This is a genomic window from Haloarcula quadrata (genome assembly GCF_003634715.1).
In the GTDB taxonomy this organism is placed as follows: domain Archaea; phylum Halobacteriota; class Halobacteria; order Halobacteriales; family Haloarculaceae; genus Haloarcula; species Haloarcula marismortui.
In genome coordinates this window covers 57,462-69,664 of sequence record NZ_RBWW01000004.1, presented here as the reverse complement: position 1 = coordinate 69,664, position 12,203 = coordinate 57,462, and the positions used below count along the sequence as shown (strand labels likewise).

The 12,203-nt window shown below is 51.8% G+C and carries 10 protein-coding genes and 4 pseudogenes; 9 read left to right on the top strand and 5 right to left on the bottom strand.

Annotated features, from left to right (window positions below):
* The 3 genes from BDK61_RS22600 to BDK61_RS22590 all read left to right on the top strand — a co-directional run.
* Positions 1–666: glycosyltransferase (locus BDK61_RS22600; protein WP_148709181.1), on the top strand; the 666-nt coding region annotated here is incomplete at its 5' end.
* 101 nt (positions 667–767) lie between these two features.
* On the top strand, positions 768–3,875 hold the full coding sequence (locus BDK61_RS22595) for a hybrid sensor histidine kinase/response regulator (protein WP_121304884.1): 3,108 nt from the start codon (positions 768–770) through the stop codon (positions 3,873–3,875).
* A gap of 354 nt (positions 3,876–4,229) precedes the next feature.
* Positions 4,230–5,255, top strand: coding sequence for an SPL family radical SAM protein (locus tag BDK61_RS22590; protein WP_121304882.1), 1,026 nt, complete (start codon positions 4,230–4,232; stop codon positions 5,253–5,255).
* Positions 5,256–5,318: 63 nt separating this feature from the next.
* Here the strand turns inward: BDK61_RS22590 and BDK61_RS22585 are convergent.
* From BDK61_RS22585 to BDK61_RS22575, 3 genes and pseudogenes are all read right to left on the bottom strand, one after another.
* Positions 5,319–5,546, bottom strand: a pseudogene (locus BDK61_RS22585) (IS5/IS1182 family transposase); the annotation flags it as partial.
* 236 nt (positions 5,547–5,782) lie between these two features.
* On the bottom strand, positions 5,783–7,186 hold the full coding sequence (locus tag BDK61_RS22580) for a sensor histidine kinase (protein ID WP_244210021.1): 1,404 nt from the start codon (positions 7,184–7,186) through the stop codon (positions 5,783–5,785).
* A gap of 71 nt (positions 7,187–7,257) precedes the next feature.
* On the bottom strand, positions 7,258–7,830 hold the full coding sequence (locus BDK61_RS22575) for a hypothetical protein (protein ID WP_240150008.1): 573 nt from the start codon (positions 7,828–7,830) through the stop codon (positions 7,258–7,260).
* A 361-nt stretch (positions 7,831–8,191) separates the two neighbouring features.
* Between BDK61_RS22575 and BDK61_RS22570 the strand changes: the two genes are divergently transcribed.
* The 3 genes and pseudogenes from BDK61_RS22570 (at position 8,192) to BDK61_RS23705 (ending at position 9,282) form a co-directional block, all read left to right on the top strand.
* Complete coding sequence (locus tag BDK61_RS22570) at positions 8,192–8,752, top strand: hypothetical protein (RefSeq protein ID WP_244210019.1); 561 nt, start codon at positions 8,192–8,194, stop codon at positions 8,750–8,752.
* A 26-nt stretch (positions 8,753–8,778) separates the two neighbouring features.
* A pseudogene (locus tag BDK61_RS24090) lies at positions 8,779–8,961 on the top strand (radical SAM domain-containing protein); the annotation flags it as partial.
* A 180-nt stretch (positions 8,962–9,141) separates the two neighbouring features.
* A complete protein-coding gene (locus BDK61_RS23705; protein ID WP_160164345.1) occupies positions 9,142–9,282 on the top strand; it encodes a hypothetical protein in 141 nt (46 codons plus the stop codon).
* Between the two features lie 12 nt (positions 9,283–9,294).
* Here the strand turns inward: BDK61_RS23705 and BDK61_RS22560 are convergent.
* Together BDK61_RS22560 and BDK61_RS22555 are read right to left on the bottom strand one after the other, a co-directional pair.
* A pseudogene (locus tag BDK61_RS22560) lies at positions 9,295–9,447 on the bottom strand (TRAM domain-containing protein); the annotation flags it as partial.
* Positions 9,420–9,842, bottom strand: a pseudogene (locus BDK61_RS22555) (IS66 family transposase); the annotation flags it as partial. The pseudogenes BDK61_RS22560 and BDK61_RS22555, both read right to left, overlap by 28 nt.
* Before the next feature lie 127 nt (positions 9,843–9,969).
* On the opposite strand from BDK61_RS22555, the gene BDK61_RS23160 reads away from it, so the two are divergent.
* From BDK61_RS23160 to BDK61_RS22545, 3 genes are all read left to right on the top strand, one after another.
* Positions 9,970–10,785, top strand: a complete 816-nt coding sequence (locus tag BDK61_RS23160; protein ID WP_148709180.1) for a DUF5305 domain-containing protein — start codon at positions 9,970–9,972, stop codon at positions 10,783–10,785.
* Positions 10,786–10,854: 69 nt separating this feature from the next.
* A complete protein-coding gene (locus BDK61_RS22550) occupies positions 10,855–11,709 on the top strand; it encodes a ParA family protein (RefSeq protein WP_121304876.1) in 855 nt (284 codons plus the stop codon).
* Positions 11,706–12,122 (top strand): hypothetical protein, encoded by a 417-nt coding sequence (locus tag BDK61_RS22545; RefSeq protein ID WP_004966330.1) that lies wholly within the window; start codon positions 11,706–11,708, stop codon positions 12,120–12,122. Before BDK61_RS22550 ends, BDK61_RS22545 begins: the two co-directional genes overlap by 4 nt.
* Positions 12,123–12,203 lie beyond the last annotated feature (81 nt).

Genomic DNA, 12,203 nt, shown 5'->3' with positions numbered 1-12,203 from the left:
TTGATGCTTATCTCAGGTGCTTTCGGCGTCTTCCGGACAGATATTGTCCGCGAGGTTGGCGGATATAAAACCGATAGCGTCACAGAAGACTTTGAGTTGACGCTTCGTTTACACCGCTATCTTTGCGACCAAGACCGTAATTATAATGTCGAATTCGTCCCAGAACCAGTTGTCTGGACAGAGGTCCCGGAATCGCGAACCGCGTTCAGCCGACAGCGACGCCGCTGGTATCGCGGGCTACTTGATACGATGGCTCGACATCGCCAAGTGCTTGGCCGGCGGCAGTACGGGTCTGTTGGGTTGTTCGGATATCCTGCTTTTTTACTCGCGGAGGTGCTTGGACCGCTCGTTGAAGGCCTCGGTTATGTGGTTGTAGCACTTGCGTTTGCGACTGGGACGGCAGACGTGTCGTTCGTATTCATGTACTTCAGTGTTACAGTCGGTATCGGAGTGTTCCTGTCTTGGTTTGGTGTTCTCAGTGAGGTATGGAGCTTCAGACGGTACAATAGGCCAAAGCAAGTCGTCCGCCTACTACTCATAGGAGTCATCGAAAACTTCGGCTTCCGGCAGTGGAAGACACTGATTGCATGGCGGGGGTTGTACGAGTACATTCGTGGCGACACATCGTGGGGTGAAATGAAGCGCTCCGGCTTTGATACCGACTGAGTATTCCATGCGGTTATGAAGCGAGTCATTATTCCAAAATATCAGCAAAGATAGTGTAACACTAGCTCCTTTTCTCGGTTGCATACCTAATTACAGTCATCATGGTTGTCACCGACGATACTGAGGACCAGCCCACTCAACTTCTCTATGTAAACGACGATGAAAACTTTAGAGAACTGCTCTCTGTTAGATTGTCTGCAACTGGTTCTAGTCTGGATGTTTCCACCGTAGCTACTGGTGAAATGGCTATTGAAAGTCTAAACAAGGAATCATTTGATTGTGTTGTAACAGCGTATAGTCTCCCGGAGCGCACTGGTATTGAAATTATACAGCAGATTAATAGGCAATTCAATGAAATTCCTACAATCTTATTCACAGGAAGCGGTAGTGAGGAAGTAGCCCGTGAGGCGACACAGGCTGGTGTCTCTGACTACATCCCAGTCCAAGCGAATCAAGAAAGCTTCGAATTGTTAGCGAATCGTATTGAGACGCTTGTTGATTCAGTGAGAAATAAAACGGCAGCTAAAGAAGCAAAGACCCAACTAGAGCGGACGTTAGAGCGGACGACTGACGAAGTCTATACCGTCGATACAGCCTGGCACATAGAGTATCTCAACGAGAACATGGCTCAAAGAATCGACTATAGCAAAGAAGAAGTAATCGATGAAAATCTTTGGGATAAGTTCCCTAGTCTTACCGGGACTAAATTGGAGGAGAAACTCCGGACTGCAATGGATACTTGTGAGGCGCTATCGTTTGAACAATACCTTGGGGAACCGTTCAATTACTGGGTAAGCGTCAATGTATTCCCGGATAATGACGGAATGTCGGTGTTTTCGCGTGAGATTACAGAGCAAAAGGAACGACAAGCCGAACTTGAGCGGTATGAATCGATAACAGAACGAATGGCAGAAGGAGTCGCTGTGGTCGACAGCAACCAACAGGTAGAGTATGTAAACTCACAAATCGGGTTATTTACTCACATAGATCCCAATGAGATTATTGGTACATCTGCACCGTCTGTCGTGTCGACGGTGAGCACACCAGCAGCAGCGAACCAGTTTGAAACAAATCTGGACTTGGCACTACAAGATGCTAACGAGCCGTTTGAACGAGTAGATGTCCCCGTGAAGCAAGGGGATGAAGAGCGGATATTTGAATGTATGTTTTCATCGTTGCAGCATGATAACGAACAAAAAGCTATTATTACAGTTCGAGATGCTACTGCCGAGCGGAACGCACAGGCCGCATTAGATGAAGCAAACCAACGACTCCAGTCACTCATTCAAGTGACCCCGTCACCTGTCATGGAGATTGACTTAGATGGGGATGTCGTGAGATGGAACCGAGCGGCTGAGGAGACATTTGGCTGGACAAGCGAGGAGGTTATCGGGGAGTTCAATCCAATTGTACCCGAGGACAGGCAAGGGGATTTCTCAGAGAACTTCGAGCGCGTCCTAAGCGGTGAGCGCATCAGACGCAAAGAGGTTCAAAGAGAGACAAAGGACGGTTCATGCTTGGACTTCTACTTGTCAGTAGCTCCGGTCACAAACTCAAACGGTGAGACGACAAATATCATCGCCGTACTAGAGGACATCTCTGAAATTAAACGGCAAGAGCGCCAAGTTCGCCGTAATGACGAAGCGCTACGGTCACTCTATGAGATTAGCGCTGACAAAAATTTGGAGTTCAAGCAGAAAATTGACCGAATGCTTGAGGAGGGCCGACAATACCTTGACCTTCCATTCGCGTTTCTGAGCCGAAAGGGCGGGGATACACAGCACATTGTACGAGGAGCCGGTACACACGAGCTATTACAGACTGGTGCCTCTGAGCCATGGTCAAAGTCCTACTGTCAGAAGACGGCTCAGCAAGACGGTCTCTTGGGTATTCAATATGCCAAGAATGAGGGGTGGGAGTCAACAGCGCCGTATGAGCGGTTCGGCATTGAGTGTTACCTTGGTGGGAAAGTCGTTGTTGACGAGAAAATGTACGGGACGCTTTGCTTCGCTGGGGACGAAGCGCGAGAACAGCCGTTTACCGAAGCAGAGCGATCATATGTTAAGCTACTTGTGCAGTGGGCGAGCTACGAATTAGAACGACAGACGTTTGTCAACAAGTTGGAACAGCTTCAGGAATTGACCACAGAGTTAACAAAGGAAGAGGATCCAGACGCGATTGCACAGATAGCCGTCGACGCCACTGCCGAGATTCTTGGCTTTGAAACGACTGGTATATGGCGACACAATGACGAGTCAGATGTACTTGTTCCAATCGCAAAAGGCGGTACAGCAACAGAAGTAGTTGATGACCAGCCACGTTTTCAGGGAGGTGAGAGCCTTGCTTGGGAAGCCTACACCGCTCAAGAAATGCGCACCTATGATAATGTCCAGCAAGAAAAAGGAGTATACAATGCAGAGACAAACATCCGTGGTGAAATTTTAGCTCCATTGGGGGAACAGGGCCTTCTGGCGACGGCGTCAACGTCAGCTAGTGGGTTTTCCCAAACAGATATAGAATTAGTCCAGATTGTTTCAACAGCAATTGAATCAGCTATCTCTCGGTCTAACCGGGAACAAGATCTACGACGGCAAAACGAACGTCTTGATCAGTTTTCGAGCGTCGTTGCCCACGACCTCCGGAATCCACTCACTATTGCGGCAGGGTTTCTCGAAATTGCTGAAGAAACCGGTGATCACGAACACTTTGAAAAGGTCGAGTCAGCACACACTCGGATAGAACGACTTATTGAGGATTTGCTTACTTTGGCGAGAGGGGAAACAACAGTTGAAGATGTCGAAGAGCTTGATCTCGAAACAATTGTTACTGAAGCTTGGGGGTTTGTCGATACTGCAGAAGCTACGCTGTCAATTACCGATGACATTCCGATGGTTGCGGTCGATAAAAGCCGGCTGACACAAGTATTCGAGAATCTCTTCAGAAACGCTATCGAGCATGGTGGAGAAGACGTTGAGGTTAGCGTGGGTCGGCTAAACGGCGACAGTGGGTTTTTTGTTGAGGACAATGGCACTGGGATTCCAGCCGACAGACGTGAAGAGGTGCTTGAACACGGTGTGACATCCAATGATGGGGGTACTGGGTTTGGCCTCTCAATTGTAAAAGAGATTGCGAAAGCACATGGCTGGACCGTCCGCGTGACCGACGGGGTTGCAGGAGGGGCACGATTTGAGTTTGTTACATCTGAATAGTACTACGATATAAGTAGCTGCTACTGCCTGATCATCAAAACTGGTCATGTATCCAACCAATATCAGTTATTCTTATGAAGTCTGTCATACAATAGTTCTCAACAAATATAATTCACATCTTCTGTGTTGAATATAGCTAATGAATGGCGAAATCACGGAGTTAGGCGCGAGGTCAGGCCTGTATAGCCGACAGTTAGAGGGCGTGAGGCGTATTATATGACACGCTGCTTGTGTGCAAATTCAGATAGTAAAAAGCAGCAGTAGATCAATTTACTATGCTGGGACTGTGCCACTGACACCGAAAGCAACGACGAGCGTGGAGTTACGGTCAACACTGATCCGACGAAGTCGGTGATGAGCGAGCCCCATCTCCACACCAAGAGCCTCTGTGACCACGTCATCAACGTCGCCACCGGGTGTCGACACGGCTGTGAGTTCTGCTACGTGCCAACCACCCCGGCTATCGACAGCCGCGATGAGATGCTCGCCGAGCAAGCGAACGTCGACGATCCACAGACCGACTGGGGGAGCTATCTCCTGTACCGGGACGACCTCCCGGAGCGACTGGACAACATCCTCGACGAGCGTGATCCCAGCGAGCGCAAGCAGACTGAGCGTGGTCGGGGCGTGGTGATGCTGTCTAGCGGCACTGACTGTTACCAGGACCGGCGGACGGCCCAGATAACGCGTGGCGCTGTCGCCGAGCTCATCACACACGATATTCCCATCCGAATCCTCACGCGAAGCCCTGCCGTGACTCGGGACATCGATCTCTTCCAGGCCGCCGGTAACCGCATTACCGTTGGCTCCTCGATTCCGTCCTTCGACGCCACACTCGTCAGGGCGATGGAACCGAACGCTCCGCCGCCGATGACACGCTGGCAGGCGTTAGACGAGCTGCAGCAGGCCGGTGTGTCGGTGTTCGTCTCGATGTCACCCACATATCCCACAATGGACGAAGACGACTTTCACGAGCTACTCAGCTACTTCAGAGCGCTCGGCGAGGTTGTCATCTTCCACGAACCAATCAACCCCCGTGGCGCGAATTTCCAGCAGTGTCTCAACGCCGCCAAGCAAGCCGGCTACGACGACGTTGTCACTGAACTCCAGCAGATGCAAGACAGCCACCAGTACTGGGTCGAGTATGCTCTCAATCAACTGAATACAGTCCAGCAGGTCGCAACGCGCTTCGACGGGCTCGAAGTGCATTCCTGGCCAGACGATGAGCTGGTGCGCTCGACGAGCGGCCAACTTCGGTCGAAGCTCAAGGCAATGCAACAGGCTGTCTCACCGGAGTCGTTTTCTGGAAAGCAGACAGGTACGTCGCCGGAGCAGTCAAAATTAGCCCACGAAACTGACTCTCTCGGACATCTCATCTGATGTGTCTATCAGGCCACTACACTACTGTCTATACTGATCTGTTGAATAGGCTCTGAGTTACAGTTAGTGCGGCTCACAGAGCGGTTCTATGTTTGAGATGGGGAACATCAAGATGATTTCACGGAACTGTCGAGACCAGCCAAGCGCTCGCACGGCGTCGCCGAGCAGGCGCTTAATTGCCGAATACGAGGTTTCGGCCATCTAGCGCCAAGAGTAGCCTTTTGGCCGGATGAGTGCATTATTCGCGGTTGCGTTCAGCGACGAGCCACGATAGTGAACAAGATAGTCGATACGTTCATTGTTCAAGACATCCGGGCTGTAACGCCCATGGCTCGGCTTCTTTCGCACATGGACCAGTCAACACGACGTGCTCGATGGCACGGAATAGCGGTCGGTCTCTTGCGCCCCATGTCTTAGTTCACGCTCTCTTGGGATAGCAGCGTTTCCATCAAGTCAACAGAGCAATATCAATAGTTTTCTTTGGTCACTTACCGCTAGTAGGGTCTCCACTTGGAGGGCTTGAACGTTCAGTTATAGACTGCGGGCTGGAAGACAATGTTGTCAATCTCGAATCGAGCACCTCCATTCTCGCCTTCTATCAGCGAGATCTCCCAGCCATGGCCGACGACAATTTCTTTTACGATACTCAATCCGAACCCGGTATTCGCTGGGTCAGTTGTATATCCAGAGTCGAAAACATCGTCATGCTCATCTTCAGCGATGCCGGGCCCTGTATCCTCAACGTAGATACCTTCGTTAGTTGTCCCGACTTTGATGATTACCTCGCCAGTGCTGTGTTCGATGGCGTTTCGGATGAGATTCTCAAAGATCTGTTTAAGCCGACTGGGATCGGCTTCAAATTTCTTCGAGTCTTGAATATGCAACTGTGCGCCCTTTGTCTGGATTGTATCCCAAACCGAACTGACGATATCTCGAAGCTCAACAGTCTCGGTGTCAGTGATGCTGGTATCGTCTATAGAAAGAGTCGCCACCTTGTCTAAGATTTCATCCATTCGCTGGACCGCGGTTTCGGTTTTTTCCAGCCACTTTTCATTTTCCGTATCGCGATACAAGAACAGGGATTCAGACGCGACACTCACAGGACTCCGTAGATCATGCGAGAGCATTTTTCGCATATTCTGGAGTTGCTCGTTTTGCTGCTCAAGTTCTCGTTCCCGTTGTTTCAGCTCCCCGATATCCCGAGCATTGACGACGAACCCATTGATGAACTCATCGTCAAACAGGTTCTCGCCCCGTGCCTCAACAATTGTCCACCCGCCATCGGGATCCTCGAATCGGAATTCGACCGTTGGCCCCCTGTCTGGGTTTTCAATCGCGGCAAAGAACTCGTTCATCGCCTCTTGGCGATCATCCGGAGGCATATAATCGAAGGCACATTCGCCGATTAACTCTTCTTGCTTGTATCCGAGTGTGTTCTCGCAAGCTGGTGAGATGTACTTGAATTCACCTTTCTTATCGACTATTCCTAGTACGTCTGTTGAGTTTCTGACAACTTTGCTAAACTTCTGCTGGGACCGTTTCAGCGTCTCAGAAGCATGATACTGCTCCACAGCGTTCGAGATGCGATTTGCGAGCAGCGCGTACTGTTCGGGTCCGGTTTGTTTCTCTAGATAGTCCGTGACTCCTTTCGAGATCGCCTCACTGGCGATATCTTCACTACCTTTGCCAGTAAACAGAATGAAGGGGATATTTTTATAATCTTCTCTAATAGCCTCAAGGAACTCTAACCCGTTTAGCGACGGCATATCGTAGTCGCTGACGATTGCATCAACATCGACTTGATCGACTTGTTCGATCGCGTCTGTCGGATCCGCGTGTGTAATTACGCTGAAACCGTCTTTTTCTCGTTCCAGAAAAGTCGAAGTGAGGTCTAAAATATCGGGATCATCATCGACGACAAGTACAGTCATATCTGAGCCATCGTTATGACGAGAGAAGACGTTTGATTTGACCTCGCCGTTAGTATGCATCGTCATGTCAGTCACCCCATCTCCTCATGGTGGGAAAGAATCCTGAGGAAGTATGGTGTCATGACACGGATACCCTGTAGCCAGTGTCGTTCTGTATGCATATCATGCAGTTCGAACGCCAATGCATACCGCATCGCTTCAGGCCCTGGCCCGGATTGACCTGCTCGTGGCTTGTGTGGATACTCGGGATCATTCAACGCGGCTCTGAGTTCGTAAAGTTGTGATTGTTGGAACGGGGTCCAGTAGTCGCCACCAACTTTGTGTCGTCTCCAGGCCCGAACTTTTTCAACCGCATACTGTTGATCAGCACCGATAAGTACAGCTCGTTGTCGTAATTTCTGTAGCGCGGCCGAATAATCTGCCTCTCGCAGTCCGGTTGCGTCAATTTCGCCGCCAGTGAGTTGTTGGAATTCGATCTCGTCCTTTGCAAAGAGCGCGTCAACGAACGCCGTCGAAGCTAGCTCAACCTCATCGGTGTCTAACGTCGGAAACTGGCGCCGGTCTACTTCGATAAGTGATTCAATAGCATCCTCACGGTTCGAGTTATCATGTGCCCTGAACACCTTCGCCAGACTCTCGGACATATCTCGCGCCATCGTTCGAAGCTGTGACTCTTTTGTATCCGACTTGGCCACCCCTATGTGGTTCATTCTTACCGAATGGTTAGTCACTCTGTCATTACTTATATTTTGGCCTAAGTTTAGTTACCAGATATATACTAGGTGTAGCATTTTGAGCGCTCGTGGAGATACCTGCGTTATTAGAAATTGTTCAGAGTAATCCCCTGCAGGCGGAGCAGGTCGGTTGCCTAAGGGCAACGCGTATGATCTGCGCGCAGCTGCCGCCAATAACGGGTTGATCAAGTGATAGAACCACTACGGTGTGGACGGAGTTATTGCAGGCTAATTGATAAGAATTTTTTGCGTTGGGACATTGGCGCCGAATATGCCCTCCGACCCCTCCAGCGATCCAACAGCCGCACCGCGACAATCAGGAATGGCGGCCCCGCCCTCACAGACGGAGCGGATTCAAGCATGGATGTCGGCGAATACCCTGCCAGTTGAGATACTACTAACGGCACTATCGATTGCAGTCTGGGTGATTGCACTGCCGGTCGTAATTTTTGGCTCATTTACCGCGTTAGGCGGCGATACATCGATACTCAGCGCCGGAATGATGATTGTCGCTGCTGGTTCCCTTGGCGTAATTGTACTGGCGGCATGGGTACTAATTCGCACCGTCATCGACATCCGAAATCATGGACCCCCACTCCGTGGCGCGGATAGTACCCGGGCTATCGCGTATGACGGAATTCAGAGTCTGAAAGCGGCCACAGCCGGGGTCTTTGCCACGTCCCTGCTTGCGTATGGCGTACTCTCTCTGACTGTTCAGTCTGGGCCTACGTTAGTGCTCCAGCTGATCGGAGTGTGCGGCATTCTCCTGCCTGTTCTCGTTCTTATACATGGTCTCGGGGCATTCATTGGATACCTTTTTTATTTGAAATAAGTATCGGTATAAACTGGAACTAAGCACTTTCCTGTCGATTATGGCCAGACGATGAGCTGGTGCGCTCGACGAGCGGCCAACTTCGATCAAAGCTCACAGCGATGCAACAAGCCGTCTCTCCAGAGTCGTTCTCCACACGTGCTACGGACGCCTCGCCTGAGCAGTCCGAATTAGCTCGGGACGGCGAATCCGTAGAGCATCTCATCTGATGACCGGTATGTTGTTGGGACCGCTACTTGACATTCTTCAAACAATCAATTTGCATCTCAGGTACAGTAGACAGACTGGTATTGGTTGCGCACCGATAACAAGCCAATTAATTACGAGTGGTACACCTGTATCTAGCAGATAACCAACAGATATATGCGATTACAATAAAATACGGATATGTGCCTCCAGAAAGCGTCGAAACTGAAACCGACAACCCCGTTGAAAAGCACATCCGGCACGCTCACCACCAGACGGATGATGACGAGGTGCGCTATCACCTTCGTGAAGCACTGCAGCTCGTCTACGCCAACGAGGAATAGATCCGATACAGCTTACTCAGAGGAACTGCCCCGTGCAACAACCTCAGCGAAGGCGACGTTTTCTCTAACATCGGTAATCTCCACAGTAACGCGCTCTCCAACCTCGGTGTCGGGAACAATCACTACGAACCCTCGCTCAACACGTGCGAGTCCGTCCGAAACGTCCAGATCCACGCTTGGTCACCGTCACGTTTGATGCCGGTTTCGTCAACGTGGACGATTTCAGCCTCCTGAATCTCTCGACGGATCTGCTCGTACTCACAGCGACCGGCGCGCGCAGCGCGCTCGGTCGCGTGCCACGCGGATGCACCTGAGAGTTCGAGTCCGTGCAGTTGCTCGAAGCGGTCCGCGATTTTCCGGTAGGGAAGGCGGTGATCGTACCGTGACAGGGCAGATTGCGCGATGACGTTCACCCCGAACTGCCCCTCATCGGGGCAGTCGGGGTGAGTCGCAACCGTCTCAGTTCCACAGGAGTCGCATTGGTAGCGGTGTCGGTTGTACTGGGTGACTTCTGGTGGCTGTGGATCCGGGACTTCCTCGACGAGTCGGGGGCTGGCGCCAGCAGGGATGCAATCCATACGAGGAACTTACGCGGGTTGTCCACGACAACGAAATGATCTCACGAGAGCAGACTGTGCCGGTTGTTGAGACCTCGGGGTAAACACGTACTATGAGACAAATCAGCGCTTGCGGAATCAACGCGCGTATTTTCCGCTTATTTCACCGCGTCTTACTGGTGAGTACCAGTTCCAGTATACTGCAAGCGGAGATGGGGCCGTAGATGTTGATATTACGGTTCTATCGATTGTTCAAAGTCGTGGTGACGGGACAGTTTTCTGGCAGCAGACTCGCGAGATCGGGAGCACCACCGCGGCTGATGTTGAACCGGGTGGTTCTGCAAACACAGAGTTTGAATTTAACCTGAATCAGACACGTCTTCAGCTTGAGCGTGTGGAGGAAACCCTGGGTGAGACACCTGGCGACCCAATCGTAGTTGTCCAAGCGCAAACGCAAATGACCGGTCAAGTAAATGGCCGGACAGTTAATCGCGAATTTGTTGATGAAATTCGATTCATTCCCGACGGTGATTCGTTTGTTGTCAATGATCCAGGGGAAATGACGAATACAAGCCGGCAGGTGCGATCAGTTACTACGACACGCGAGTATTCACCGATCAGGAGCATTGGTGGGCCAGCAATACTCGTTGTCAGTGTAGGCGGGCTTGCCAGCCTCGTTTTACTACGTCGCCGTAACCAGATTGCGCTCTCGCCAGCAGAGCGTGACCGACTGACTCATGTGGAGTATGCTGAGTGGATCTCTATTGGAACTCTATCTGAAGATCCACATGATTCTGAGTTGAATGTAGTCGAAATGTCATCGCTCGTCGATCTGGTTAATGTCGCTGCAGATGCCGGTGAACGCGTGGTCTATGACCCGGCTCAAGAGCGATATGCCGTTTTCGATGGTGATCGAATGTACTTCTGTACGCCACCGTTGCAGTGAGTAGTCTCATGATTACATGAACGTCTGACGCAACTATATGTATCACCGATATGTATACAGTATCTGTATATGGCATCAGTACAACGGGCTGCTACGTATGTCGAAAAGGGAGGCGTTGGGAAGACAACCAGCGCCGCCCACATCGCCGTTGCCGCACACAACATGGGTCACGAGGTGCTCCTGGTTGACCTCGCCGGGACACAGAACGACCTCGCGACACACTTCGGGCTCTCCATCGTCGACGAAGAGACGGCCGACGACGGCGTCTCGATCGACGCCCCAATCTCAGCCGTCTTCGGTGACGACTGGGCGTTCCTCCGAGACAACATCGATGACCTGCTGGACCGGATGACATTCCCGACCGACGAGGGCCCGGACCTCATCCCAGCTGACCCGGGTCTGGGTGGCGCGGACAACAACCTCGCGAACGTCCCACTCGAAGAGCGCTACCAAAAACTCGATGGGTTCGTCGAGGACCTCGTCGCCGACCAGTACGACCTCGTCATCTTCGACCTCCCGGGTAAAGAGGACAACATCGCACTCAACGGGCTCTTCGCTGCCCGGAATGTCGTCGCCCCACTGAAGCCCGGTGCCTTCGAACGTGACCAGCTACAGAAGCTGGATGCGACGCTGGAGGAAATCAGTGCTGACCTCGATGTCGACCTCGGCCTGGCGTTGATCATCCCGACGATAATCAGTAGCCAGGAGACCCTCTCAGAATCGTTTGTTGAGTATGTGACAGAGGAGTATCCGGAAATCGTCGGCGAACCCGTCACGAAGACCGCCGACATCGGAAATAACCAGAACGCGGGCCGGACGCTCTTCGCCGTCCCTGACGACGAACTCTATGCGACCGGGAAGCGAGCCCGTGAGGCGTACAGTGCGAACACTGAGCAACTGCTGAGCAGACTCACAGACCGATGAGCGACACCACAGACGACCGCGACCCAGAGGAACTACTCGAACAGTCGAAAGAACAGAAACGGCACCAGAGCGAGCCACAGCAACAAGACACTGAGCCCGACGCGCCGTCGTTGGAGGAGTACATCGCCGACGTCTACGAAGAACTCGATGCTGGCGAAGTACCGACGAACCTCACCATGCGAGATCGGAACCTCGCAGCGTTGATCCGTGGCCTCGACGAGGCTGGGCAACTCGATGCTGTCGGGGCCGATGTTCGCGAGTATCTCGACAGAGATGCCACCGACTCGGAGAGTCGCGGTTCAGTACTTGGGCTGCTTGTCCGGGCAGGACTTGCGGAGGTCCGACCAGATCTTATTGAGGCCGGCGAGGACGGCTACGAGACCTTCACCGAACGGCAAGAGACACAGTTCTGAGTCGCCGTTTCTGCATCACGGATCGGTCATTTGTATGTGCGTGCAGGCCCACATATCGTGTATCTGTATATTGTATCTAGA